General features: G+C 52.2%; 23 protein-coding genes and 1 riboswitch. Of the genes, 10 read left to right on the forward strand and 13 right to left on the reverse strand.

From position 1 onward, the window contains the following. Position 1: 1 nt before the first annotated feature. The 3 genes from NDK47_RS02710 to NDK47_RS02715 form a co-directional block, all read right to left on the reverse strand. Positions 2-1,168, reverse strand: a complete 1,167-nt coding sequence (locus NDK47_RS02710) for a cation:proton antiporter (RefSeq protein ID WP_251873383.1) — start codon at positions 1,166-1,168, stop codon at positions 2-4. Positions 1,169-1,433: 265 nt separating this feature from the next. After that, entirely contained in the window at positions 1,434-1,568 is a 135-nt protein-coding gene (locus NDK47_RS27615) for a hypothetical protein (protein ID WP_256481327.1), read from the reverse strand. Between the two features lie 29 nt (positions 1,569-1,597). Further along, positions 1,598-1,891, reverse strand: coding sequence for a hypothetical protein (locus NDK47_RS02715; RefSeq protein WP_251873385.1), 294 nt, complete (start codon positions 1,889-1,891; stop codon positions 1,598-1,600). Between the two features lie 183 nt (positions 1,892-2,074). Between NDK47_RS02715 and NDK47_RS02720 the strand changes: the two genes are divergently transcribed. From NDK47_RS02720 to clpP, 3 genes are read left to right on the forward strand one after another with little or no spacing between them, the layout of a single operon-like run. After that, positions 2,075-2,677 carry an ArsR/SmtB family transcription factor gene (locus tag NDK47_RS02720; protein WP_407653424.1) on the forward strand — a complete coding sequence of 201 codons (603 nt, stop codon included), beginning with the start codon at positions 2,075-2,077 and terminating at the stop codon, positions 2,675-2,677. Beyond that, positions 2,674-2,898: a hypothetical protein gene (locus NDK47_RS02725; RefSeq protein ID WP_251873388.1), complete on the forward strand. Its 225-nt coding sequence runs from the start codon at positions 2,674-2,676 to the stop codon at positions 2,896-2,898. The genes NDK47_RS02720 and NDK47_RS02725 overlap by 4 nt, the downstream gene beginning before the upstream one ends. Positions 2,899-2,944: 46 nt before the next feature. After that, positions 2,945-3,526: an ATP-dependent Clp endopeptidase proteolytic subunit ClpP gene (gene clpP / locus NDK47_RS02730; RefSeq protein WP_251873389.1), complete on the forward strand. Its 582-nt coding sequence runs from the start codon at positions 2,945-2,947 to the stop codon at positions 3,524-3,526. 187 nt (positions 3,527-3,713) lie between these two features. Here the strand turns inward: clpP and NDK47_RS27675 are convergent, their stop codons facing one another. Both NDK47_RS27675 and NDK47_RS02750 read right to left on the reverse strand, forming a co-directional pair. After that, positions 3,714-6,887, reverse strand: coding sequence for a S8 family serine peptidase (locus NDK47_RS27675; RefSeq protein ID WP_305883364.1), 3,174 nt, complete (start codon positions 6,885-6,887; stop codon positions 3,714-3,716). Between the two features lie 178 nt (positions 6,888-7,065). Further along, positions 7,066-8,721, reverse strand: a complete 1,656-nt coding sequence (locus NDK47_RS02750) for a DUF6583 family protein (protein WP_251873390.1) — start codon at positions 8,719-8,721, stop codon at positions 7,066-7,068. A gap of 220 nt (positions 8,722-8,941) precedes the next feature. Between NDK47_RS02750 and NDK47_RS02755 the strand changes: the two genes are divergently transcribed. From NDK47_RS02755 to NDK47_RS02770, 5 genes are all read left to right on the forward strand, one after another. Continuing rightward, on the forward strand, positions 8,942-9,841 hold the full coding sequence (locus NDK47_RS02755) for a LysR family transcriptional regulator (RefSeq protein ID WP_251873391.1): 900 nt from the start codon (positions 8,942-8,944) through the stop codon (positions 9,839-9,841). Between the two features lie 118 nt (positions 9,842-9,959). After that, entirely contained in the window at positions 9,960-11,060 is a 1,101-nt protein-coding gene (locus NDK47_RS02760; RefSeq protein ID WP_251873392.1) for a citrate synthase/methylcitrate synthase, read from the forward strand. A gap of 296 nt (positions 11,061-11,356) precedes the next feature. After that, positions 11,357-12,385 carry an NADH:flavin oxidoreductase/NADH oxidase gene (locus NDK47_RS02765; protein WP_251873393.1) on the forward strand — a complete coding sequence of 343 codons (1,029 nt, stop codon included), beginning with the start codon at positions 11,357-11,359 and terminating at the stop codon, positions 12,383-12,385. A gap of 718 nt (positions 12,386-13,103) precedes the next feature. After that, entirely contained in the window at positions 13,104-13,232 is a 129-nt protein-coding gene (locus tag NDK47_RS27620; protein WP_256481328.1) for a hypothetical protein, read from the forward strand. A 149-nt stretch (positions 13,233-13,381) separates the two neighbouring features. Further along, positions 13,382-13,651: a DUF2325 domain-containing protein gene (locus NDK47_RS02770; RefSeq protein WP_251873394.1), complete on the forward strand. Its 270-nt coding sequence runs from the start codon at positions 13,382-13,384 to the stop codon at positions 13,649-13,651. A 97-nt stretch (positions 13,652-13,748) separates the two neighbouring features. On the opposite strand, the gene NDK47_RS02775 is transcribed toward NDK47_RS02770, so the two are convergent. Beyond that, positions 13,749-15,479, reverse strand: coding sequence for a methyl-accepting chemotaxis protein (locus tag NDK47_RS02775; RefSeq protein WP_251873396.1), 1,731 nt, complete (start codon positions 15,477-15,479; stop codon positions 13,749-13,751). Positions 15,480-15,544: 65 nt separating this feature from the next. Continuing rightward, positions 15,545-15,628, reverse strand: a riboswitch (cyclic di-GMP riboswitch). A gap of 325 nt (positions 15,629-15,953) precedes the next feature. Between NDK47_RS02775 and NDK47_RS02780 the strand changes: the two genes are divergently transcribed. Next, complete coding sequence (locus NDK47_RS02780) at positions 15,954-16,436, forward strand: GNAT family N-acetyltransferase (protein ID WP_251875931.1); 483 nt, start codon at positions 15,954-15,956, stop codon at positions 16,434-16,436. Between the two features lie 21 nt (positions 16,437-16,457). Here the strand turns inward: NDK47_RS02780 and NDK47_RS02785 are convergent, their stop codons facing one another. The 4 genes from NDK47_RS02785 to NDK47_RS02800 form a co-directional block, all read right to left on the reverse strand. Continuing rightward, on the reverse strand, positions 16,458-17,273 hold the full coding sequence (locus tag NDK47_RS02785) for an ABC transporter permease (protein ID WP_251873397.1): 816 nt from the start codon (positions 17,271-17,273) through the stop codon (positions 16,458-16,460). Beyond that, entirely contained in the window at positions 17,270-18,256 is a 987-nt protein-coding gene (locus tag NDK47_RS02790; RefSeq protein WP_251873399.1) for an ABC transporter ATP-binding protein, read from the reverse strand. Before NDK47_RS02790 ends, NDK47_RS02785 begins: the two co-directional genes overlap by 4 nt. Before the next feature lie 185 nt (positions 18,257-18,441). After that, a complete protein-coding gene (locus tag NDK47_RS02795; RefSeq protein WP_251875933.1) occupies positions 18,442-19,251 on the reverse strand; it encodes an ABC transporter permease in 810 nt (269 codons plus the stop codon). Positions 19,252-19,261: 10 nt separating this feature from the next. Further along, positions 19,262-20,350: an ArsR/SmtB family transcription factor gene (locus NDK47_RS02800; RefSeq protein WP_251873400.1), complete on the reverse strand. Its 1,089-nt coding sequence runs from the start codon at positions 20,348-20,350 to the stop codon at positions 19,262-19,264. Between the two features lie 198 nt (positions 20,351-20,548). On the opposite strand from NDK47_RS02800, the gene NDK47_RS02805 reads away from it, so the two are divergent. Next, complete coding sequence (locus NDK47_RS02805) at positions 20,549-20,956, forward strand: hypothetical protein (protein WP_251873401.1); 408 nt, start codon at positions 20,549-20,551, stop codon at positions 20,954-20,956. Positions 20,957-21,062: 106 nt separating this feature from the next. Here the strand turns inward: NDK47_RS02805 and NDK47_RS02810 are convergent, their stop codons facing one another. From NDK47_RS02810 to NDK47_RS02820, 3 genes are read right to left on the reverse strand one after another with little or no spacing between them, the layout of a single operon-like run. Continuing rightward, positions 21,063-22,394: a DUF4129 domain-containing protein gene (locus tag NDK47_RS02810; protein ID WP_251873402.1), complete on the reverse strand. Its 1,332-nt coding sequence runs from the start codon at positions 22,392-22,394 to the stop codon at positions 21,063-21,065. After that, positions 22,391-23,593, reverse strand: a complete 1,203-nt coding sequence (locus NDK47_RS02815; protein WP_251873403.1) for a DUF58 domain-containing protein — start codon at positions 23,591-23,593, stop codon at positions 22,391-22,393. Before NDK47_RS02815 ends, NDK47_RS02810 begins: the two co-directional genes overlap by 4 nt. Positions 23,594-23,596: 3 nt before the next feature. Next, positions 23,597-24,535: an AAA family ATPase gene (locus NDK47_RS02820; protein ID WP_251873404.1), complete on the reverse strand. Its 939-nt coding sequence runs from the start codon at positions 24,533-24,535 to the stop codon at positions 23,597-23,599. Between the last annotated feature and the right edge of the window lie 34 nt (positions 24,536-24,569).

A 24,569-nucleotide genomic window follows, 5' to 3' on the forward strand; every position in this document is an offset into this window, starting at 1 on the left:
TTTACGCTTCTTTTCTCAAGGCGAGCTCTTCCGGCCTTGTCTTTTTCTCGGAGAAGAAGATCTTCATCATCGGCGGCGTCACCACGGTAGTGACCAGAACAACGACAATCAGTACGGCAAACATGTCCTGTGCCAATAGTTTTGCTTCCAGCCCGATCGAGGCGATGATCAAGGCCACCTCTCCGCGGGAAACCATCGCGGAACCAATTCCCCAGGAGCTGCGCCAGTCAAAGCCGGATATTTTCGCACCAAACGCACCGCCAATGAATTTAGTCAGTACTGCCAATAAGCTAAGGCTGATAATCAGCCACAGATGGTCGATGATCCCGGCGAATTGGGCAGATACCCCAATTGAGGTGAAAAAGACCGGAACAAACACGCTGTAACTGATGGTTTCCACCTTTTCCGTGACTTCCTCTTTGAACTTGGTCAGACTGATGGCAATACCCGCGATATAGGAGCCGATGATCGCGGCCACCCCGGTGTATTCAGCCAGATAAGCAAACAGGAAACAGATGATCAGCGCAGAAGCTACGACAGATTCGGTTACCTGCAGGCGAGCGAACTTCCGCAAAACCCACGGCACCACTTTCCAGGACAACAGGATGACGATACCAAAGAAGAGCACTTTCTTCAGGACGATCATTCCCAGATTGACGTCGCCTCCGGCAAAGCTCATCACAAACGCCAGAATGAGAATCACGACGACATCGTCGATGACAGCGGCACCCAGAATAGTAGCGCCTTCCCTTGATTTTAATTTGCCCAGCTCTTTCAGCGCCTGGACAGAAATACTAACAGAAGTAGCAGACAGCAACAGACCCAGGAATACGGATTCAAACGGCGGCAGACCAATGACCATACCGGCGACATAGCCCAGAGCAAGAGGAGCGATGATTCCGGCTATGCCGACATTCATGGAAGCCTTTCCGGTGCGTTTGAACTCGTCGATATCTGTTTCCAATCCAGCGATAAACATCAGCAGGATGACACCGATTTGACTGATTTCCTTCAAAATCTCCGTATCATTGACCAAGCCCAGAACAGACGGGCCCAGGATGATCCCGATCAGCAATTTGCCGAGAACGGAGGGCTGCCCCAAGCGCGCACTGATGTCTCCGGCGATTTTGGAAGCGAGCAAGATGATAGCCAGTTGTAAGATTAGCATACGGTATCCCCACCTTTTTCTAAATAATGTGGCAAAAGCAAAGAAACAAAAAAAGCCTGCCACCACTAGCTCCTTTGCCGAAAAAAGGCAAAAGAAAGCCACTGGTGACAGGCTCCTCCTAAAATTTCGTACGTTTTTAATTATGAGTTGATTATAACGTAGTAAAGGAGGGTTGTAAACGCTTTTTTCGTACTTTTTTTGTAGAAAAACATGGATATCCTCCAAAAAAAGCCTGACCGCAGTCATACGGTCAGGCGTTCTGTGCTTATTTCCAGTACATATAGTCGGACATTTGGGCGAAGACATCTGCAAGAGCATGCAGACCTTCTATCGTCTGATACCCGAGCAACGGAAGTGCAACCACATACAACAGTGCTTCACCGATAAATTTCGCTACCATTCAAATCGTCCTCCTTATTTTTCGACTGATCACCTAATCATCATGCCGGAAAACAGGAGGGGAGACCCTTCGCAATCGCTGTCGACATACAACAGGCATCGCAGGATGTGCTTGCGATACGGCTGCCTTGCCGCCCTTGGATACGTCTCGATCAAGCAGCGATTGATGGAGGGTTCGTAAGTATCAATGTTACGCCATCGAAGGGGCAACGACTGCGGACGGTAATATCTCTGCATAAAGACCACAGAGGTATAGAAGCCCGCAAACAGGGAAAGCAAGGCGAAGAAATCATCCAGCGACAGGAGAAGAAGAAACTCTTCCATGGCGATTTCCCCCCTTTTTTAGCGCTTGCAAGAACCGTGGTTCTTGGTATTGCTCATTGTAAATCGGAAAGGGCAATCCGGCAAGAGGAAAAGTTTTTTGATTCTGACTTCCAAACATTTGACATTGACAAGCATAACGTAATAAAATGTTTTTACGTGAATGACAAATTTCCTGAGGTGTTTATGGTGAAGCAACAAGTATTGGAATCGTATCTGGTGGAGTTGCCGGAGCAGGCCATGGCCTTGCTCAATCCGCTGCGTGCGGAAATTCTCGGCCGGTTGACTGAACCAGCCTCCGCTGCAGAACTGGCACGCGAAATCAATGAAATCCCGCAGCGCGTCAATTATCATTTGAAGGCGCTGGAAAAGGTGGGCTTGGTTCGCCGCGTCGGTACACGTCAGGTACGGAATTTGGTGGAAGTGCTGTATCAGGCCATCGCTCGCACCTATATTCTGTCAGAGACGCTAAACTGGCCCAAAGAAACGGTGGATCGCATCAAGGATCAGGGCTCTTTGTCCCACCTGGTAACGGCAGCCGAGCGAATCAAGCGGGACGCACTCGTGCTTCTGGAAAAATCAGATCAGCAGGAGGAGATTCCCAGTGCTACATTGGATGCGCTGATCCGGTTGGGCAGCAGTGAGCAGCGGAGTGCTTTTGTCCAGGAGTATGTGCAGTTGGTCAACCGGCTCGTGGAGAAATACCAGTCTGCGGACACAGGAGCAGCCTCGTATCAAGTCGTTTTGGCTTTGTATCCGAAGCCCGTTCAAGGAGGAGAAGAACAATGATTGAGAAGCTGCAAAAACAGGCGGTCGTCATCTGGGAAAATGATGCTGTCCGCCACAATACAAGACGCGTGGAGCAGGAAGCTACTGTGAGCAGCTGGACAGTGGGTCCTACGGAAAGACCGGCTACTGTCCGCATCGTCTCGTCAGGCTTTGAGACCAAACAGCAGCGGTCCCCGCAGGCAGCCCCTTCTGCCATGCTGGGTATGAGACTGGCTGCATAAACAAGAGCGGTGAACACCTAACCATCCATTAAAAGGAGGCATACCGATGAATTTGATACCGGTAGTTGTTGAATCAACCAGTTACGGAGAGCGTTCCTATGATATTTACTCGCGGTTGTTAAAAGACCGCATCATCTTTTTGGGCAGTGCCATTGATGATCAGGTAGCCAATGCAGTCGTGGCCCAGATGCTTTTCCTGACAGCTGAGGACCCGGAAAAGGATATTCACTTGTATATCCATTCTCCTGGCGGTTCGATTACCGCAGGCATGGCAATATACGATACCATGCAGTTCATCAAGCCGGATGTCTCCACGATCTGCATCGGAATGGCCGCTTCGATGGGCTCCTTTTTGCTACTTGCAGGTGCAGCCGGGAAACGGTATGCACTGCCGAATGCCGAGATCATGATTCATCAGCCCTGGGGCGGGAGCCAAGGACAGGCCAGCGACATCAAGATTCAGGCTGACCGGATTTTGCGCCAGCGCCACCACTTGTATGAGATTATGGCCAAACACACGGGACAGCCGCTGGAAAAGATCGAGCGGGATGCAGACAGGGATAATTTCATGGGAGCAGAGGAATCACTGGCTTACGGGATCGTGGATAAGGTGATTGAGAAGCTGTAGCAGGCATAAAGAAAAAAGAGGACACAGCCCGGTTTGCATCTTCGGGTTGTGTCCTTTTTGCTGGAGGATTTGCGTCATCTGGCCCGAACCGAAAATGTAGGATACATCTTTGGAATAGAAAAATAGGGCTGCCCCTAGCGTAGAATGCTACGCGTGTAGGGACAGCCTTACGAATTGGTTACAGTTCTTATCCTTCGGTCAAGCCCTCAGATGCTTCGTCCGCGTCGTTTTCAGCCTCTTCTTTGGCCTCAGCCTTCAGCTTCACGTTTACTTTCACCTGTGCGGTCTCATCCGGGTTTTCTTTGGATGTCAGCGTGATCCACAGCGTGACGGTCTGTGCACCTTTTTCCGGCAGAGCAACCAGCACACCCTCATTGTCAATCAGGTCCGGATGGGAGCTTTCTGTGACAGAGAAGGTCACCAGATCCGATTTCTCGGGCAGCTCCAGCACAGCTTTGCCCACTTCTTCCGTATTGACCACGTCTGCTTTGAATTGATCCGCGATTTGCTTCAGCTCTTTGGATGTACTCAAAGTGCTGCGGTTGCTCTTCGCTTCGACTTTGAAGGATTTCCAGATTTCATAGGTTTCGACGATCTGTTCCCCTCTTGGCAGATCCGGGTCAACGATGTGACCAGCGAGTCGCAGCTTGTAGACGCCCGGCTCCAGCTTCTTCGGAATCAGAGAGCCGCTCACATAGGTGCCGTCGATGTTGGAGAAGGTGATAGGGCCCGGTGCAAATGGTTCGTAATTGTTGAACAGGGCAGCGAGGGTACCGACGTATTCATCGTCCAGGTTCCAAGCTTCCAGCTCGATGACATTGACGCCTTCCGCTTGCAGCAATGCTTCAACGGTGATGGGATCGCCGCCTGGAGAGAGAATCGTGCTGGAGAGTGTCATGTTATCAAAGCCGAACTGTGTATCTTCCGGCTCGCCAACGTGAATCACGAATGGAAGGTGCAGTTCCGGATCATATCGGTTGCTGCTTGTCAGGAGCACTTCTCCTTCGTACACACCTTCCTCGGCGCCTTTAGTCGGCTGGACAGTAAGATTGAAGGTTTGGGTTTCTCCCCCTGGAACGGACAGGGATGTGGAAGAGAGTTTGACCTTGATGTTATCCGGATCTGGCGTGTCCTTCGGACGATACGGATCGGTTGTCACGGAATCATGCAGCTTGACTTTCGCAGTATACGTAACAGCTTTGTTGGAGGTATTTTTCACCTGCAGGGTTTGGGAAACCGCTTTGCTGCCGGCTTGCAGCAGGCCAAAGCTGTAGTTGGAGCCGTAGTAGTCGATGGTTTCCGGCTCGTAGTTTTCGTTCAGAATCGTGAGCTTTTCCACGGTCTGCAGGAGAGCAGGCGTGTTCATGGCGGCGAATCCGTCAACACGGCCTGCGCCTTGAGAGTAGACGTCGTAGAGAACGTCATCTTCTTCGTACAGCGGCTTGGATGTGTTGGACAGGGCTGCCTTCACATCAAACGGTGTCCACTCCGGATGAGCTTGTTTCAACAACAGGGCCAGACCGGCGACATGCGGCGCTGCCATGCTGGTACCGTTGCTGCGGGCATAAGCCTTCTCGTAGCTGGCGCCATCGATCAGTTTTGCCCAAGCAGGATAGGCCGAGAGAATGGAGACACCCGGAGCGCCTACATCAGGCTTGATGGAGTAATTGTCGCCCAGAACAGGACCGCGAGAGCTGAAGCTGGCGACCTGATCCCCTTCATCCTGTGTGGATGGATAATTAGCGGAGAAGGTGAGGGTGATGGGTGTCGCCGGGTTGGCGAGCAGCTCCAGAGCAAGAGCCCGTCCCTCTGTTCCCTTCATGTCGAAGGTTGGAATCGCATCCATCTGGTCGCCCAAAATGGTATCGATATAACCGCCGCGATCATCCGGCGCAAGGTCGAGATCCGCTTGTCCATCACCGTCCTTGTCGTTTCCGTTAAAGATGATGGCGGCAACAGCGCCCGCTTTTTTCGCGTTCGCAATCTTGTCTGTGAACGCCAGCGTTCCGCGAGACATGAGTGCGATCTTTCCGTTCACATCTACCTTTGCAAAATCCTGCTGGGAGCCCAGGTTGGCATAGACAACAGGAAGTGGGTTGGTACCGATGATGTCACGGAAATTATCTTCTTTGATCTGCCAAGCAAAGACATGGAAGTTATAGTTTTGACCCAAAGACGAGGTGGCGGAACCATCGTAGAGCAAGCTGGGGGAGTTGACGGCTGCGACCGAGATCGGCAGCTTGGCGCCAGCCGGCGAGCCAGCCGTATAGTAAAATCTGCCGGGCTCGTTATTCGCAGCATTCCCGTTGGCTACGACCGTGATAACACCTGCACGCATCGCGTAATTGACCGCGATCGAATCCGGAGAATCAGCATTCTTTTCGTTGTCTGCGCCCAGCGACAGGTTGATCACATCCATGCCGTCGCGGACTGCTTTTTCAATCCCGTCGATAACCTGGGCGGAGGTGCCGCCATCTCGTCCGAGTACGCGATAGGCGTAGAGATCGGCCTCATAGGCAATCCCTTTTACCTGTACGTCGGACTGTTTGTTTTTGGCCCGGCCGACGATTGTGCCTGCGACGTGCGTGCCGTGGGAGGAGCCTTCGTAGCCGCCTTTGTTGGTCGCGTCATCATCAGGATCGATGGGCGCCTCTTCATAGGGGTCCTTGTCGTTGTCATAGGAGTCATAGCCGCCTTTATAGGCATCCTTTAAATCAGGGTGCAGATAGTCGACGCCGGTGTCGATGACCCCTACCTTCAGCCCTTTGCCCGTCAGGCCGGCATCCCACATGTCCAGCACGCCAATTTGTTTCAGCGGAGCGATGTCGTACTTAAACTCGCGACCGCCGCCCAAACGGTTGATCTCCACATCGGGAATCGAGTAATGAGTGTTTTCAAAAATCGCCTTTACCTGTGGCAGGCTCGCCAGCTCTTCGATTTCGTTGGCCGGGAGCGTCACTTCCATTCCATTAAACACATGTGAAAATGTTCGCTCGACTTGCACGTCAATTTTCTTGTTGCGCGCTTCCTTCATAAAGGTGGATTGCTCGCGAGATACCCGGGATTCGGCAGAACGGATGGCGGTCGAGCGGGAACCGCGCTTGTACGATTGATCCGCAGCTGCAGGCTCCCCCTTCAACTGGACGATGACACTTACTTCTTTGCTTGACTTTGTGTTGAGACGGGGAGAGATTTTGGCGGCAGATGAGCCTGCCTCCGCTGCTGCCTGGGTCACTTTGTTCAGTGAGGAAAGCTCTCGGGCGCTGAATCCCTCCGATGCAAAAGCGCTGCCAGGAATTGCGCTGAACAGCAAGGCGGCGGTGAGAGATAAGGGTACTAACGATTTCTTTCGCTTTTTCACTTCTTCTCCTCCTGTCTTGTAAATAAATTCAAAATATTGGTAATCATTCGACTGAAAGTAAGAATTTTCCTCTAGGATAAAAGTAATTTTTTTACTTTTTTTTATCGTTAAAAAAACTCCCTTTCTGGGTCGAAAGGGAGTGAGGCAGCTTTTTCGGTGCGAATTCGCCCGCGAATGGTTATTCCATCGACGGCATGAATTCCTGGAACAGCTCCATATTTTTCATCATGAAGGACTGGGCGGCGATGCCTACCTCTTCTTGAATCTCCATCATTTGCTGATCGGTGAGTGTGGTCAGGTTGATCGCATTGTCTGCACCCAGTGACGGCATGGATACAGCCTTGCCAAATTCCTCCTTGGTTTTGATGCTGAGCCCGATGCTCTTTGGCAAGTCAGGTGTCGATTGGTCAAAATTCAATTTCACCGTGCTGTCTGTGTCGCGGCCGTTCGCGGCTTTTGTCATCGAGGAGGTAATGTTTCCAGAGAGCGAAACCGTTTCAGGGTCTGTATCCGATTTTGCTTTCAGCGTGAAATCATACGTGCCCGTCTCTTTGTCGGCTTGCTTCGTCGTTTCAAACTTGGTGGAGAGGTCCAAAAGCACCTCTGGCTGTCCGTCGAACAGGAGGCTGACGGTACCTGTCGTTTTGTCGTTTTGTTTTGTTGCTTTGTAGCGGAATGTCATCTCGCCTTTTTCGCCATCTTCATCAATCTTCACAGAGTAGCGCTTGTACGTGTCAGCTCCGTTCGTGTAGCCGGCGCTTGTGTAAAAGCTCGAATCTTCTTTGCCCGCTTCGTCGACAATGACCAGCTTGCGGGAGAGGATCTGATGGTTGTTGTCTACCAATACCGTCATTTTCAGTTGATCTTTCGAAGCTTTGGTATCCTTGGTGTCTTTCAGGAAATCGTCAAATACTTTCGTGTATTCCTTTTTGAAATCCTCTTTGGACAGTGCTTTGACATCCGGGTATCCGCTGTCGATCAGCAGGGTGGATACATTGTGGTAGCGGGTGTAGAGCAGGTCGAACAGCTTTTCATCGGCTTTTGCTTTCTCTGCCAACTGTGTGAACAGGACTTTCGCTTCTTCATCGGATAAGGTCACCGTCAGCTCACGGGCGTTCGTCTGATAGCCATCCTCCGAGAAAGAGGCGTTTTTATTTATGGTCACCTGCGCGTCTTTCAAGCTGTTCACGTACAGCTCAGCGTATGGGGCGAGGGCACTGGATACTTCTTCACGATTCATTTTCATCGCTTCGTACAAATCCTTGTTTGTCATCAGGCGTTTCGGCAGATCTTCACCAAATTTTTGTTTGATGGCATCGCGGTCATTCAGATCGAGATAGCCGTATTTGGGATAAAAGTCCGGCAAACGGAAGCCCATTTTGGTATCGTCCAAGAAATAATCTACGCTTGCCAGCTTGTTATCTTTGAGATGGATTTCAAAATTTCCGTAGTGCTGCTTTTTCTGTTCGTCGGACTGGGATTGAACAACGAGTTTGGCTGTTTTCAGCAGATCCAGAACGACTTGCGACTCTGGGTCTGGCATGTCTGCATCAATTTGAAACTGGCTCAGTTCCATGGTGGAGTGCACCGGCTGATCCAGGTACGGCTTTACATATGCTTCGTATTCCTCAAAGGAGCGGGAGAGGTCATCCGCCATTTGTTTCAGATTGTTTGCCTCTGCTTCTAGGTAAATTGCCTTAGGGCTTTTGAACAGATCAAGCTTGGCATAGGCCGTTCCCAATCCGCCCAGAATCGCGATCCCGGCCACTCCGGCGATGATCCACATCTTTTTGGAGCTCTTGCGTGGCGGGGTCACTTGTGTACTGGTTTCCATTTTCTTCCTCCTCAATGATTTTCTCTCTGTAGGGCAAAAAAGTCCTTTTTCATACCCGATTTCGTATTGTACCACAAGTGAATAGAAAAGATGTCGAATTTTGGTAAATTCCTGAAAAAAGAGGAATATGGAACCAGGAAGAAAGGGTGATAACTTCAACCCTTTCGGTTATCCGCGCAAAATGGCACAATAGTAGGAGGGGAGAAGGAGGTGCGCCCTTTTGGATTTTCGCGTGTTGCAGACTTTTGTGATGGCTGCTACGACAGAGAATTTTCACCAGACGGCGGAGGCGCTGTTCATTGCGCAGCCGACAGTCAGTCAGCATATACGGCTGCTGGAGAAGGAATTGGGCATTAAGCTCTTTGAACGCGTCGGAAAAAGGGTTCGACTGACGCCAGCGGGCAAGCGCTATTTGCCGCATGCCAGAGGAATACTGGAACAATGGCATAACGGGATGGAGGATCTGATGGCGTGGCGGCAAGGGTACCGCGAAAAGCTTCACGTGGCTGTCTCGCCGATCATCGCTCGCACCCGCCTGCCCCATTTGCTCCATCGCTACACCAAGCAGTATCCCGACGTGGATGTATCCATCAAGCTGGCAGATTCTGTGGAGATCGGCCCTCTTGTCCAAAGCGGTCAGGCAGATATTGGCTTGACGCGGATGATTCCGGGAGAGCTGCAGCTATCGGTATACAAGCTGTATGAAGACCCGGTGGTGTTTGCCGTGCCGCATAACGGAGGAGACATGGATGCACCCCTTCCGGACTGGGAGCATGAATTGCAGACACAACGGCTTTTGACCCATAATCATCCCGTCTACTGGGATGATCTGCTGCTGATGCTGCGGCAGCGCGGTCTGTCACTGCGGACGATGGCCGTTTCACATGTCGATATTACCAAATGGTTTATTGAGGAGGGGCTGGGTGTCTCTTTTTTGCCCCGTTCCGCGATTAGCCGTGAACTGTTTGAAAACCGTTTTATCGAACTTCCAACACCGGGCCTGCTGATGCCCAAGGCAGCTTCTTACCTGTTGGTACCGAAAACAGGCATCAGCGAGGCGGCACAAGGATTTACCGACATTTTGGCGGGCCTGTACGCACCGATGACGCCGATTCATTAGTGACATGCAGATGATTAATTATAGTTTATGATCAAAAAGTGTCGTTTCTTTTATTTCACCTGTTGATTTTTAATCGATATACTATAGGAAGAGATAAGGAATGAAGGAGTGGCGACCAATGAGTACACATACGTTAGCAATTGGTTTGGATGGAATTGCGGTTGCGGAAACAGATTTGAGTCTGGTCGATGGAACCAACGGCCTGCTGGTTTACCGCGGTCACTGGGCACGTGATTTGGCGATTCATCATACGTTTGAAGAGGTAGCCTATCTGTTGTGGTACGGTCATCTTCCCAGCGAACGGGAATTGGCCGAGCTGCAAGACAAGCTGAAAGCAAATCGGGAGCTTCCCGCTCATGTCAAAGGCATTCTTGATTTGATTCCATCTGATGTCGACATGATGAGTGTTCTGCGGACAGGTGTATCTGCGCTGGGTACTCCTGACCATGCATGGCCGCCTAGCCTGGAACAAGTGATTTCCCTGACGGCCAAAATGCCGACGATCGTTGCTCATCGCTATGCGCGTCTCGTTGGACGGGAGCCTCTTTCTCCTCGTACGGACCTGGGTCATACAGCCAACTACCTGTACATGCTGAAAGGCGCGGAGCCTCTTGCCGCTCATGTACGGGCATTGGATGCCTATCTGATCCTGACACAAGAGCATGGAATGAACGCTTCTACCTTCTCTGGCCGTGTTGTCAGCTCCACACAGTCGGATCTGATCTCCGCGATCACGGCGGCGATCGGTGCGTTGAAGGGACCGCTGCACGGCGGAGCGCCTTCCGAAGTTACCGAGATGATCGAAGCGATTGGGACCAAGGAAAACGCTGAGCCTTGGCTCCGGGCCAAGCTGGAGAGCGGCGGCCGTTTGATGGGCTTTGGACACCGCGTCTACAAAACCATCGACCCGCGCGCAACAGCACTGCGCGTCGTCGCCTCCGAGCTGTCCGCAGACGATCCGTGGTTTGATCTGGCGACACATGTGGAGCAGGTAGGCTTGAAGCTGCTGGACGAATACAAGCCGGGCCGCAAGCTGAACACCAACGTGGAGTTTTTCGCTGCTGCCGTGATGCGTGCCGTAGGACTGGATGATTCCCTCTTTACCCCGACCTTTGCTGTCAGCAGAGTGGTGGGCTGGAGCGCCCATGTTCTGGAGCAGGCGAGCAATAACCGGATTATTCGTCCGCAATCCAATTACATCGGCTCGATGCCGGAATAAACCGTTGGTTGGGCACCGGGAACTGGCCAGATATCGGTCCGGCCCCAAGAGCCTAACGAGACGAAGAAGCAGAAACCCTTCAGGTGGAGTCGTACCCCTGAAGGGTTTTATCTTTTATAAGGCCCCGGCAGACAGTGGATTTCATATTCTTCTCCTAAATGTAAGAGGCGGGAAAGTCAGTGTATCGGGTAGCCTGGATTCCAAAAGCTGAAAGTGCAGAGAGGCTTTGCGTATCCCGGGAAGTTTTGAGATGATAACGGAAAGAAAGGATTTCGAGAAGGAGCTGGAGCCAAATTATGACGAACATCAAGCTGGATTCGCCATTTCAATTCAAGGGATTGACACTGAAAAACCGCATTGTCATGCCTCCGATGTGCCAGTATTCCGTCGAAGCCAAGGACGGCGTGCCGAACGATTGGCATTTTGTTCACTACGTATCCCGGGCCGTAGGCGGAGCGGGTCTGATCATTATGGAAATGACGGATGTCCACCCGGATGGCCGGATTACCGATTATGATCTGGGATTGTGGTCGGATGAGCAGATTCCCGCATTCGCCTGGATCATCTCCGAAGTACATAAATACGGGGCGAAAATCGGCATCCAGATCGCCCACGCCGGACGCAAGGCCCAGGATGCCGAGGTCCCGGTCGCACCGTCTGCGCTCCCTTTTAATGAGAAGTTCAAGACGCCGCGCGAGCTGACGACCGCAGAAGTAAAAGAGATGGTGGAAAGGTTCCGCGACACAGCACGCCGGGCAGTGGAAGCAGGGGTGGATACCATCGAGCTGCACGGAGCGCACGGCTACCTGATTCATCAGTTTCATTCTCCGCTGACCAACAGACGCGAGGATGAGTACGGACAAGACCCGGCGCTGTTCGGGATTGAAGTGATCCAGGCGGTGAAAAGCGTATTGCCGCCAGAGATGCCGCTGATTATGCGCGTATCAGCCGTAGAGTATGTGGACGGAGGCTACGGGCTGGACTACAGCACGGAGCTGTGCCGCCGTTATCAGGAAGCTGGCGTCGATCTCTTCCATATCACCAGCGGCGGAGAGGGGCCCATCGGTTCTGCAGGCAAACCCGGCATTCATCCCGGCTATCAGGTGCCGATGGCTCGCGCGATCAAGGAAGCGTTGAATGTTCCTGTCATCGCGGTCGGCATTCTGGATGATCCGCATCTGGCAGCAGCCACGCTGGGGAATGGAGATGCCGATCTGGTCGCGATCGGGCGCGCTATGCTCCGCGATCCTTACTGGGCGCTTCATGCAATCAAAAGTCTCCGAGGGGAGCCAGCCGTTCCGAAGCAGTACGAGCGCGCTTTTTGATTGAATTTTGATAGAAACAATAGATCATACATCCGTTGTAATTGCCCGTGTGAGCAAAGTTCCTTGCTTGCGCGGGCTTTTTTTACGTTTGGGAGCGGGGCTGTGGTGGAGAAGCATGTTTCCCTGCTCAGCTCCGTATTCCGCCCGCAAGGGGGGTATACACTGTCCGCTCCAGGGCGATTCGCGGGGGAGACGCAAAAGCCGCATCGCTCCGAGGTCATCCCAAAGTTGCGCTCCTTTTTCCCGCGAATCACCCCTCCGCTGAGCAAGGGCTCCACAGTCGCACCGCAGGGAAACATGCTTCTTCGCGATACCGGTGCTGATAAAAGAATTGTGGGTGAATCGATGATGAAAAGCAAAGATAGAAACAAAGATAGACTACACAGATCAAAAACGTTGAAAGTAATATTATGATACAACGTTGATCGGTTAAGTTCTTGGCTCTTTCACAGATGAAAATTAAATGATTTCTAATTCAATGAAATGTAAAAAATGGATGTAACGTTTCTTTAGTGTTTGATCTGCTGACCGAAAGGCACTAGGTTTTTTAAACAAAATTAATTTGTTTTTTTAGCGCTTGGTATTACCTTCTTTTTTCATCATTAAGATTCCGCGGAGAAGCAAATGTCCGGAGAAGAATCATGGTTCCCTGCGGTGCGACTGTGAAGCCCCACTCAGCGGAGCAGTGGATGGCGGGAAAAAGGGACGCAACCTTGGGATGACCACGAAGCGCTACTGCTTTTGCGGACCCCCGCCAGCCGCTGTGGAGCGGACAGTGAACCCTCCCTTGCGGGCGGAGTACGGAGCCAAGCAGGGAACCATGATTCTTCTCGCTATGGCCACGTAGCACGTTACCCAAGCATGGAAACTACCACAAAGTTGACAGATAACGTTTCTCTTCCTATAATTAAACAAAAACCTATCTAAATACTCGGTATTAAAAAGATAACCTGCTGAAGCATCAGGAGGTTTCCTGTACAAGGAGGGGAGAAGCTAATGTCAGCCGTTCTGGTTATTGGAGGAGACCGTTTAGGCAATATCACCGATCTGCTGCATGATCGAGGTTATCAGCAAATTTACCATGTCACGGGGAGAAAGCATTCGCAATACAAAGTGAACATCCCGTCAGACACAAAAATGATCGTAGTGTTTACCGACTTCGTCAATCACAATCTGTCCTATCACGTCAAAAGTCAGGCCAAAGCGAAAAAGCTCCCCATCCTCTTCTGTAGAAGGTCGTTTACGATGATGGAGAAGATGCTGTAGCGGCTGGCTGATCCCCTTGGAAGAAACAAGCCCCCACGCTGACCTTGCAGAAGGTGCGCTGGAGGCTTGTTTTTTCTTGTTTCAAGGAAAAAAATACCTACACGGCTGCCTCCAATTCCGTCAGCAGCGAGATCACCTGGCTGGAGGCGAGTTGAAGCTGTTCAAAGGCTGCCTGCGCCCCGGCGATATTGTCTTCTTCATAGCACTGCACCGCTTGTTTGGCATAGGTGTGCACGGCTTTGTGAGGCTCCTCGAGCTGTGCAAATACGGGATGACCTTTGACTTGGTCAGGCAAATCTCCATAGTACCAGGTTCCCAACCGGCAAGCATGGTGTGAGGCGACCTGGTTGGAGTTCAATGTTTCCAATCCCAGCAGCATGTTGTAGATTCTCCACTTCCACAGCAGGTGGTCGGTTTTCGCTACGCGGACAATATCCTTGGAAGAGAACTTGACGTTGATTGAAAAAAAGCTTTGCCGATAATCATCCATGTATCTGCTGAGTTCCAAAATAATTTTGGCAGTCTCTTTTGAGATCTCCTGCGAATGCGTGCTCAAATCAAAAATAGTGGAGTTGCGTTCGGCGATATCCATCACCGTGGAAGACTGCTCCTCCGTCATGGCGGCAATCTGGGAGGTGGATTGACTGAGCCCCTGCATCGCGTCCACAATCTTTTCCAGAGCAGAATCGGCCGATTGTGCATCATGGACGCTCTGGCCCACCAGTTTTCCGGTCTCGCCAATTTGTTGCATGACCTGATGGGATACTTCCTGCAACGACTCCATATTGGCTGTAATCCGGGAAATCTGTTCTTTGGTATGCTCAGCGAGCTTTCGCACCTCAGTCGCGACCACGGAAAAACCTCGTCCATGCTCTCCGGCCCTGGCCGCCTCGATGCTGGCATTGAGTGCGAGCAGATTGGTTTGTTCGGCGATGTCCCGGATGATTTTAATAACGTCCTGGTTCAAGCCGATATCTTGGTGAAGTCGCTGGACTTGTTGAGCAACTTCGGTATAGACGTGACCAACCTTTTGGATATCCTCCAGCGCTCTGTTGATGACTTCTTTGCTTTGTTCGGCGGATTGAACGGCCTCGTCCGTTACCTCAGCTACTTTGACCGCGTGGTTGGCGACCTCTTGGATGGAGGCGCTCATTTCCTCTGTCGCGGCCGTCACACTATGACACTCCTCGATCTGCTGATCCATCACAGTAATGAGTTGCTTTGTTGTGTCCAGTTGGGTCATGTGATTAAGCATGTCGGAGACTCCGAAGAGGAAGGATTTAAACGTTTCTTCCATATAGATTTCCACGATCAGCTGCTGATCGAATGCGGCCAGCTTCTGCACAGCCAGTACAGCCCGCATCATTTGATCGGGGCGATGATGCCATTTTTCCATGAGAATCGAAGTCATGGCCTGAATGAGCAAATGGTGAGCGGAAATGAAATGCTCGGCTGTCAGATGAATGCGGCTATGAACTTGTCCGATAGTAACTCTGTTCATGACATACTCATGGTCAATCCGGGCCTGCAGGAATTGATCCAGATAGCGCACCATGGTCTTGCGCAGCCGGTCCACAGTAGAATTGATCTGGATCAACTGCTGGAGATGCTCCACAGAGGTGATCGATGCATAAAACTGGTCGATCATCTCAGACTTATGCGGCGCAATCACGTGGGAAGCTTCTCTGATCGCATCCAGTGTGTCCTGGGTGATCCCCATAAAAGCCAGGCGTTCCTGAATGTGATCTTCCACTTGGGTGATATTTGTCGAATGGGAATACTCCAAATAGTTTTTCCATGACTTTGGCTTTTTCGTAAACAGGTTCATTGTTTGCCCCCAGTGTTCCTATTTTTCAATTTTTTGCCATGTAAAATCAAAACCGACCCTATCAGGAAGATTAGGGTCGGTTGCACTACTTACTCCCCGCCATTCAAGTGCCCACGTACAAACGGCAGATCATCGTTTCCTCAATGATGTGTATAGGTATATTCTCAATGTGAAGGGAAATTATGGGTATCGCTCTCTCTTATAATATAAACATTTTCTAATGGCTTGTCCACAGGGCGGGGGATGAAATCATCAGATCGTCAATTTCTGCTTCCATTTCGTGGTAGAATAAGCATGGTTGCTATCCGAATGGCCTTTCCCGCTTGTTTCGCAGTAAATCTCCTCGGGTCGTTCGCAGATTTTCCATTCGAATGATTCAAAAGAATGTATCAAAAAAGGAGAAAAAGCACAATGAAACCATACGAAAATAGCCTCGGCTGTGATAATCTCGGCGAGAAAAAGAGGGGGAATCCCATGAACATCCGGCATGTACGTGAAAGCGACTATGTACCAGTGATTTCAGTGATTAATGACTGGTGGGGAGGACGGCAGATGGCCGACATGCTCCCCAAGCTCTTTTTTCAGCATTTTCAGGACACCAGTCTGGTCATGGAAAAGGAGGGCGAATTGCTCGGCTTTTTGATCGGGCTTGTTTCGCAGACGGACCCAAACCAGGCCTATATCCACTTTGTCGGTGTTCACCCCGCGTATCGAAAAGACGGGATCGCCAAGCAGTTGTACGAATTGTTTTTTGAGAAAGTAAAGCGGAAAGGGTGCAGGACAGTCCGATGCGTAACCTCTCCGGTGAATAAAGTGTCGATCGCCTTTCACACCCGCATGGGATTTCAGGTGGAAATGGGAGATGGCGAGGTAGACGGCGTCCCCGTCACCACCAATTACGATGGAAAAGGGCATGACCGGGTTTTGTTTCTGAAGCATTTGGAACCACTGTCCTGACTTTACTGGAACATCTACAGATTAATAAAGGACCATATTGCCTGTGCGCTTCATATGCCGCTCTGCCCTTTTTAACAAAAAGACGGATGCTGCCACCAATAGCGACAGTACGCCGGCCAACAGGAAAAGCTCCTGCGCCAGCTCCGTCAGACCGGAGCCTTTCATCAGCAAAGCGCGGATCAGATCAAGCGCATAGGTGAGCGGAAAGCAAAAGGAGAGCAGCTTCGCCCAAAAGGGAAAGGCGAGCGGCGGGAGTCTGACGCCGGAAAAAATCAGCATCGGTTCATCCAATACCGTGTACAAAAAGCTGGCATCTCGCGAAAAGAGAAACAAAACGCTGAGAAAACCGCCCCAGACCACAGCCGAGCTGAGCAGAATCAAAAAGGAGAGCGGAATCGCCCACCAGCCGCTGATCTGGATACCGCCGACAAGCACCACGGCGAGCAGGGCAAAGGTAAAAAACAGCCAGACGCCTTCGAGGAGAGAGGAAAGAGAGCGTCCGTAGATGAAGACAAGCCGGTTCACCGGACTGATAAAGATCATTTCCATCGTGCCCGCCTGTCTTTCGAAGCTCATCTGCCAAGCAGATTGGACCAGACACCAGAAAAAGATATACCCCAGATAACCGGTCAACAGAAAGAGCGGAAGCTGATCGGGGGCGACGAAGCGGGCGAGCGGGCTGTCGGCTCCCATGCGAAACGGCGCGAAGGAGTAATACGCCGTGACAAACATGACGACAGGCCAGATCAGCAGGCTGAAGTAGACCATCCGGCTGTGAAAGGAGTGGCGATGCTCTTTTTTGATTTCGGCTGCGAGCAGTTGGAAGGTCTGTTTCATGCGCTTCTCCTTTCAGCCAGCTCCAAAATGACGTCCTCCAGTGAAGGCTGCTGTGTGCGAAGCTGCAGAACAGGGGACTGGTGGGCAGCCAGCAAGGAGAGCAGGGGAGCTGTCATATCCGTCTCACTTTGCAGAAGAACGCTCCAGCTTTGGGCGGGCGTCTCCACGATGTGCCACGTCCCGCCATGCTGGGTCACCATTTTTTGCAGGTCACGCTGGAGAGCGTCGGAGAGGGCAGGAATCTCCACCTCCAGTCTGGTCCCGTGTGCCAGCATCCGCGTCAGTGCGGCCGGAGTATCATGGGCGATGAGCCGGCCTTTGTCGATGATAAACACCTCGTCACATAATTCCTCGACTTCATGGATGTAATGGCTGGTCAGAAGGATAGCTTTTCCTTGCTCCGCAGCCAAATGCTTGACATGTCGGCGCAACTGACGGGCGATCGGGGCGTCCAGACCGAGCGTCGGCTCGTCGAGAAAGAGGTATTTCGGGTCATTGATCAGTCCGCGGGCGATTTGCAAACGCTGCTTCATCCCTTTGGAATAGCGCTCTACCGGGGTATCGGCTGCTTCCGTCAAACCGACCTGCTCCAGCAAAAAGTCGATTCTCTCTGTCATGCGGCTGCCAAACAGCCCGTAGAGACTGGCAAAATACTGGAGGTTTTCTCTTCCGGTCAGGCGCCAGTACAGCATTCGTTCACCGCCGGCGATCATGTTGACGAGCGCCTTTACCTGCCGATCCTCCCGTACAGCATCATAACCGTCTACCGTAATCGTTCCGTCGGTTGGTTCCAGCAGAGTGCTGCACATTTTGATCGTGGTGGTCTTCCCCGCCCCGTTGATTCCCAATAATCCGATAATTTTCCCCGGGCGCATGTGAAAAGAGAGGCCGCCCACGGCTTCCACCTCTCGCCATTGGCTGCGAAACAAGCCGCTTCTCTCCTTTACCCGGTAAATTTTCCGCACATCGTCAACGATCAACATCTGCGAATCCCTCCTGTTTTTATCAAAATCCGGCAGCTACAGTCGTTTCTGCCGCTTGGGGAAACACCAAAGCCGGTATCGTCAGCCCTATCGGCCGACGCGTACACACGACAGTGTTTAAACACTTGATTAAAGCCGAGCACATTGCGCAAACAACCTGAAAAAAGCCAAGCTTCCGCGCTAAATTAGCCGAATATGGATTCCAGCACCCGCTTTTCCATGCGCCTGATCGCGGCGGTGCCAAGTGCCAGGTAGATCAGCGAAAGGATTCCCAGATGCAAAAGCGCAGGAGCACTCGTCGCAAGCGGTTTTCCCAGAATAACGCAAGCGCGAAAGGCTTCGAGGGCAGGGGTGAGCGGCATCAGCATGCTGAGCGGCTGCAGCCATTCCGGGAGGTACGCCACCGGATAGGTGACGCCGGAGAGAAAGGCCATAGCCACAAACAGCGTGTTCTGGGTGATGTAGGTATCGCGGAAGCGCAGCATCAGCGCACCCAAAACCAGGGCCTGACAGAAAAAAGCTGCTGTCGAAAACAGCCACACCGCGATCGCGCCGCCGCTATTGGCCCCGCCCAGCGTCAGACCAAACAGCGAACCAGCCAGCAAAATAACAGCAAACTCAAAGATCGTCCGCATGAGCTGCTGAGAGACGTTGCCGAGAAAGTAGCCTTTGCGGGAAGAAGGAGTCAGCAGCAGCGCTTCCAGCGTCCCTTCGCGCAGCTCGGTAATCAGTGACCGGCTGACGTTCATCAGGGTGGAAACGGCGAACGAGTAAAAGGCGCCGCCCAAAATGGCGTAGCTCAGGTAGTCCGGCGACCCGGCGTAGCTGGCAAAGCGGGGGTCCAACTGTCGGTCGAATACATACTGGTATGCAAAAAAAGCAAACAGCACGGTGTACACACCGGCCAGGATATGACCGATGACAAAAGACCACGGGTAAGCTCGAAGCATGACCCGCGTATTGCGGATAAAGGTGGCTTTGGCCACTTGCAGGATGGCATACATCTTAGGTCCCCCGTTCCGTCGTGTCGTTTTCCAGAAGAAAGCTGGGGTCCGGCATGTCGATAAACTCATGGATATCGACAGCGAGTTTTTCCAGTCGCGCAGGTACCCCCCGGTAGAAGACAAACCGCCCCCGTCTTTCGCTCCAGGCAAAGCCGGCGTCGACGATCAGCTTCATATGCTTGACGACAGCCGGTTCGCTGATTTTATGCAAACAAGCTAACTGCTGGATACAGTACGGATGATTGAGCAAGGATTTCAAGATAGCGATGCGGGTCGGATCGCTGAACACCTTCATTTTGGCCACAAAGTCTGCGGCAATCACCGGTTTTTCTGCCCGCCCCGGCACGTTCACTTGAATCCCAGTCAAAATCCGCTGGGGATAGACGCCGAGCAGCAGATGCGGCGAAATAAAGCTGGAGACGAACAGATGGATATGGGACAGATCTTCATAGGCGAACTGATAGGTTTTCGCCTTGTGAAACTGGACAAACCGATCACGGATGTGCAGGCGCGGATGAATCTGCGAGAGAAAGGCTATCGGGTCCTTTTGCAGAACCTCCACGCTTTCATGGACAGAGCGAATCAGCCAGGGCTCGATGCGTCGCTCTTCCTCTTTGAAAAAAGGCAAGTAGGCGTAACAGAACTCCAGAAACAATCGCTGGGCTCGCAACGGACGGCGGATCAGCTCCCGATGCTCCGGCTTCAACTGTTCGAAGGCGCTGTCAGTATGGCCGTCGATCCAGCTTTTTACCAATCGGCGATGGTGGATCGGACCAATCATCGCCTCGACGAATTCCTCCGGACTCATCTTCTCAATCCGTTCCAGCCCGGCTTCCACGGAATGCTGGTATTTCTCTTCCCAGGGAAACAAAAAGTCCATGACCTCCAGGAAGTGGTTGGAAATGACATCAAATGATTTCAAATCGCGCAGCAGCGTGCGGGGGAGCTGATCCTGGGTCTCGCGAATCCAACTGATGCGGGAGGTGTGGTGTTCAGGATTTCCCAGCACGTGCAGACTGAGGAAAAATTCATATCCGGGTATGTAAGAGACGGTGACCCGTTTGCGAAGCCACTGCTGCAAGTCTTGCATCCTATCCCTCCTGATTAATTAACAAAATGGTTAATTGAAATTTTAAAAGGGCAAAAGTGAAGATATTATGCATGGGGGAGAGGATTCTGTCAACGGGAAAGGTCTGATTTTTTGAAGGCGGGGAAAAGCGAGGATTCGTGCCATTGTTCCGATTTGAAAAAATGGTAATATATAGGTTGTGCTGAAAGGGGGAAAATTATGAGACGTGCCTTGCTATTTCTGATTGTTGCCAGCTTTGCTTTTTTGCTTATGACGGGCTGTTCAGAACAGCCTTACGATATCGCAAAAAACAGCTTGAAAATTGAGGAAGAGTCATTCGAAAGATTGCGAGAGGTTGTCCAAACCGCTGAGAATGATGCAAAAGGTTTGGGCTATGAGGTAAATGTGGTTTCTCTTCCTGACCCAAGAGTTATCTATCAGGACGGGAAAATGGTAGGTGCCTATTTTGTGCGCGCCGCTACCAAATCCCTTAAAGACCCAAAAGAGGATGTTACCATCTGGTATTATTTCTCGGCAGAAAAAGAGCTAATGGTTCGAATGCCGATTGGTGAGAATCAGGAGCTGTACGATAAGTATGAGATTCGGCCAGAAAATCTTGCTTTTTAAAATGAATCCGGAAATAGTTTTATTCTGCCCCGGACAAAGAAAACAGCGGTAATCTAGGAAGAGCGTTTAAAGCCCTAGACTGCCGCTGTTTCTGTCAGCGCCCCGTTCAGTTGCCTTTTTCCTTCAGAAGAGCTTCCAGGCACTGCTGCAAATGCGCCAGCTCTTCCGCTGTCAGCGGCTTCTCCACATACCGGGATTGCTCATAGTATCTCGTGATGTGGGCAGCCAGCTCCAGCTTTGCAGGATCAGGCCATTGCTGGCGCAGACGGCGCAGGTATTCCTGTGTTGTTTCGTAGGGCGCAATCCGCAGACCGATCCCAACCATGTGAAGCAAAAAGCGAAAGTAGCTGTAGTGAACCGGATCATCCTCCGAGTTGGCTACGCTTTGGCGGAGCGCCTCCAAGTCCCAGGCAGGTTTACTTTCATCCGCGTGATCGGAAGGCAGCTCGCTCAGCAGCACCTCCGGGATAGCGGAAGCGTCTGCAATCTCTGTTGTACGAATCGATGTCTTTCTACGTTTCCAGATGACCCAGCCCAGGACGACTGCGATGATCGCCACAGCACCGGCGATCAGATAGGGCTGCCACAAAGTCATCAGGGGGTCACCTGTATGAACGGCTTCCTCCAGCGGTATTTCTTGATTCGATTCGTTTTTTTGGTCCAGCAGATCGTGCACCTTCTGGTTCTTGTTCAGGAAGGCTGCGAGATTTTCCACCATGTCGCTGACTGCCTGAACAACAGGGCCCAATAGCCAGGTGAGCAAATCGCCGAGCGGCTTTTTGATCAGTCCCCAAAATAGATTCAAAATCGCAAGGCAAAGGGTGCCTGCAGCCATATACCCAACCACCAGCAGCAGACGGGAGCCGACAAGCTGACCGCCCATCCACAGAGGCAGGCGGGATGAGGCAGAAGTATTGCCATTTTGCTCGCGGGTCAGGTACTCTACGAAACTGGTCAGGAGATAGCCGGCAAGCAACAGAGCCAGAACGGGAAAGAGCTGATCTGGCGCGGTTTGTACCTCCTTCATCATCGATCCGAATAAGGCCGTGATCGCCAGATGAAACAGACAGATGGCCAGTGTAATCAAAAACATGCGCTGCAGTGAATCACTCGTGTAGGAGAGAGACGAGAGAGTGTGAATTCTCCAAAACAAGAGAGCGGCCGCCAAAGCAGCAAGCAGCAAGGAATCAAACGTCTGGTACATCAAAATTCCCGCTGCGATCACCAGTGGGTAGAGCAGCAGGTGGAGCGCAGACCGTCCGCTGCTGCCTTCGTACAGCCACAGGCCGATCGCCAGCAGAATGGTTGCGGAAACGGCGAATCCGGCGAAGCTCTCCAGCGTGGATGGCAGCCAACCGACCAGCATCAACAGGATGGCCGCCAACGTTGATTCCTGCCAGAACATCATCGACTGTCGGATCAGATGGGCACGGTTCATTGCTGGCTCACCTTCCTTTTACGAGCGGAGGCGGAGCCGACCTGCTCAAATCGGCGGATGACAGGCTGCTCCTCCGATACATCCAATACCGTAAAGCGATGGCCGCGCCGCGCGAGCCTTTCGATCATGTCCCGGGCCTGCTCGTCCAGCCGAGGCGTGACGACCATAATCATTTCTCCGGCAGCGCTTTGATGCTCCAGCCGATGGAGAACAGCAGCCAGCGAGGTTGGCCCGTATTGATGAAGCTTCGCCAGATGCGTCATGACCTGGACATGATGCGCTTTGCCGCTGCCTGCATGGAGGTGATAATGCTCCCGCCCGCGCTGTTTGACCGTCAACAGCAGCTCATAGGTAAGAGACTGCTTCCGGCACTGGACCGAAAGAGCGGCCAATGCAGAGATGGTGCGCTCATTGACGGTGTCGTTGTATTTTTGCAGCAGCGGTTCGTAGGAGGGCAAAATATGTCCGATCAGCTTCCATTTTGGGCTGGCCGTTGGCTCAAACAGCCGTGTTTGCAGCTGACCGGTTTTGGCGCTCGCTTTCCAGTGAATATGCTTCAGGCGATCCCCTAGAGTATAGGCCCTGACCCCTCGCAAAAAAGTCACATCCTCCATCCGATGGCGTCTGGTGACGACTGTTCCTTCCGGCTCGGTCGCTGTCAGATCGAGAGGAGGCAGCGGCAGGGGCAGCGGATAGACAAGCACGGAAAAAGAGAGCGGGAGCGGCAGCGAAACAGACTCTTCTCCAAACAACGGAATGGTTTCGAACTGCGCCTCGCTCAACCAGAGCACGCCCCTTTTGTGGGGGGTGATGACGAACAGCCGCTCCGCACTTTTTCGCAGTGGCAAATGAAAGTGAAAACGAAGAAATGTCCGCTGGTTCCGCATCACGACTTCATCCGCCTGCTCGCAAACCACATGGTCAGGAAAGGAAAACTGGACGAGCGTACCCGGCAGCGGAAGCCAGGAGCGATTATGCAGGCGGAGGCGAATTGTAATCGGAGTCCCCGGCATGACGCGGCTTTGATCCGCTTCCCATTCTACTTGCACCCATTGGGGAAGACGGCGATTCCACCAGGCGGTAAACAAGGCCATGAAGAAAAAGAACGCGCCAAACAGCCAGAGAAACAAACTGCCCGAGAAAAGGGCGAACAGCAGGATGATAAAGCCGAATCCGTGATACTTCTGCCTGGTGCTCATCGGCTACACGCCCTTTTCTACCGGAGCGGGCACTTCTTTCAGGATTTCCCGGATCACTTCCTGTTCGGTTGTGTGAAGCTCCGCTTCCAGTGAAAGCCGTACCCGATGCACAGCAAGTGGAGTGAATACCTGTTTGACATCATCAGGCAGTACATAGGTACGGCCGTCCAGATAGGCAGCGGCTTGTGATGAACGAAGCAAAGCCAGCATCGCCCGGGGGCTGATCCCGATGTCGATGGCGCGGTGATGGCGGGTCGCCTCAGTCAGGTTGATCACGTAATCCTCTACGGCTGGACTGACGTGAACAGTCGTCGTCTCAAGCTGCATCTGGGCAATTTCATCCGGGGTGACGATCGCCTGTACACGCTCTAACGGAGACTGGCCTCGGAAGCGGCGCAAAATCTCGCGCGCATCCTCTCGGGTTCCGTATCCGAGGGAGAGGCGGAACAAAAATCGGTCGAGCTGCGCTTCCGGCAGCGGATAGGTACCTTCCGACTCGATTGGGTTTTGCGTAGCGATCACCAGCAGGGAAGCGGGCAGCGGCAGCGTGACCCCTTCAATCGTCACCTGACGCTCCTCCATGCATTCCAGCAGGCCGGATTGCGTACGGGGCGTCGCGCGGTTGATCTCATCGGCCAGCAGCACATCGGCAAAAACGGGTCCGCGCCGCAGCTCAAAGGAATGGGACTGAGGGTTGAAGACGTGAAGCCCCACAACATCCGAAGGGAGCAGGTCTGCGGTAAACTGGACGCGGTTGTAAGTGCCGCCAATCGCCTGGGCCAAGGTTTTGGCGAGAACCGTTTTGCCCATGCCGGGCAGATCCTCCAGCAGGATGTGGCCACGGGCCAGCATCGCTGTCAGCAAAAGGCGAACCTGCTCTTCTTTGCCGACGATTACCCGGTTGATGGTATCAAGTAATAGCTGTAATTTTGGATGTGTCATGTTCGGAAATTCCCCTTTTTTCGAAGAAATGGAA

This window comes from Brevibacillus ruminantium (assembly GCF_023746555.1).
GTDB lineage: Bacteria > Bacillota > Bacilli > Brevibacillales > Brevibacillaceae > Brevibacillus > Brevibacillus ruminantium.

Bases quoted from the DNA above. Each gene is read 5' to 3' on its own strand.
- NDK47_RS02710 (WP_251873383.1), bottom strand. From the start codon at position 1,168: ATGCTAATCTTACAACTGGCTATCATCTTGCTCGCTTCCAAAATCGCC.
- NDK47_RS27615 (WP_256481327.1), bottom strand. From the start codon at position 1,568: ATGGTAGCGAAATTTATCGGTGAAGCACTGTTGTATGTGGTTGCACTT.
- NDK47_RS02715 (WP_251873385.1), bottom strand. From the start codon at position 1,891: ATGGAAGAGTTTCTTCTTCTCCTGTCGCTGGATGATTTCTTCGCCTTG.
- NDK47_RS02720 (WP_407653424.1), top strand. From the start codon at position 2,075: ATGGTGAAGCAACAAGTATTGGAATCGTATCTGGTGGAGTTGCCGGAG.
- NDK47_RS02725 (WP_251873388.1), top strand. From the start codon at position 2,674: ATGATTGAGAAGCTGCAAAAACAGGCGGTCGTCATCTGGGAAAATGAT.
- clpP (WP_251873389.1), top strand. From the start codon at position 2,945: ATGAATTTGATACCGGTAGTTGTTGAATCAACCAGTTACGGAGAGCGT.
- NDK47_RS02750 (WP_251873390.1), bottom strand. From the start codon at position 8,721: ATGGAAACCAGTACACAAGTGACCCCGCCACGCAAGAGCTCCAAAAAG.
- NDK47_RS02760 (WP_251873392.1), top strand. From the start codon at position 9,960: ATGAGTACACATACGTTAGCAATTGGTTTGGATGGAATTGCGGTTGCG.
- NDK47_RS02765 (WP_251873393.1), top strand. From the start codon at position 11,357: ATGACGAACATCAAGCTGGATTCGCCATTTCAATTCAAGGGATTGACA.
- NDK47_RS27620 (WP_256481328.1), top strand. From the start codon at position 13,104: ATGACCACGAAGCGCTACTGCTTTTGCGGACCCCCGCCAGCCGCTGTG.
- NDK47_RS02770 (WP_251873394.1), top strand. From the start codon at position 13,382: ATGTCAGCCGTTCTGGTTATTGGAGGAGACCGTTTAGGCAATATCACC.
- NDK47_RS02775 (WP_251873396.1), bottom strand. From the start codon at position 15,479: ATGAACCTGTTTACGAAAAAGCCAAAGTCATGGAAAAACTATTTGGAG.
- NDK47_RS02780 (WP_251875931.1), top strand. From the start codon at position 15,954: ATGAACATCCGGCATGTACGTGAAAGCGACTATGTACCAGTGATTTCA.
- NDK47_RS02785 (WP_251873397.1), bottom strand. From the start codon at position 17,273: ATGAAACAGACCTTCCAACTGCTCGCAGCCGAAATCAAAAAAGAGCAT.
- NDK47_RS02790 (WP_251873399.1), bottom strand. From the start codon at position 18,256: ATGTTGATCGTTGACGATGTGCGGAAAATTTACCGGGTAAAGGAGAGA.
- NDK47_RS02800 (WP_251873400.1), bottom strand. From the start codon at position 20,350: ATGCAAGACTTGCAGCAGTGGCTTCGCAAACGGGTCACCGTCTCTTAC.
- NDK47_RS02805 (WP_251873401.1), top strand. From the start codon at position 20,549: ATGAGACGTGCCTTGCTATTTCTGATTGTTGCCAGCTTTGCTTTTTTG.
- NDK47_RS02810 (WP_251873402.1), bottom strand. From the start codon at position 22,394: ATGAACCGTGCCCATCTGATCCGACAGTCGATGATGTTCTGGCAGGAA.
- NDK47_RS02815 (WP_251873403.1), bottom strand. From the start codon at position 23,593: ATGAGCACCAGGCAGAAGTATCACGGATTCGGCTTTATCATCCTGCTG.
- NDK47_RS02820 (WP_251873404.1), bottom strand. From the start codon at position 24,535: ATGACACATCCAAAATTACAGCTATTACTTGATACCATCAACCGGGTA.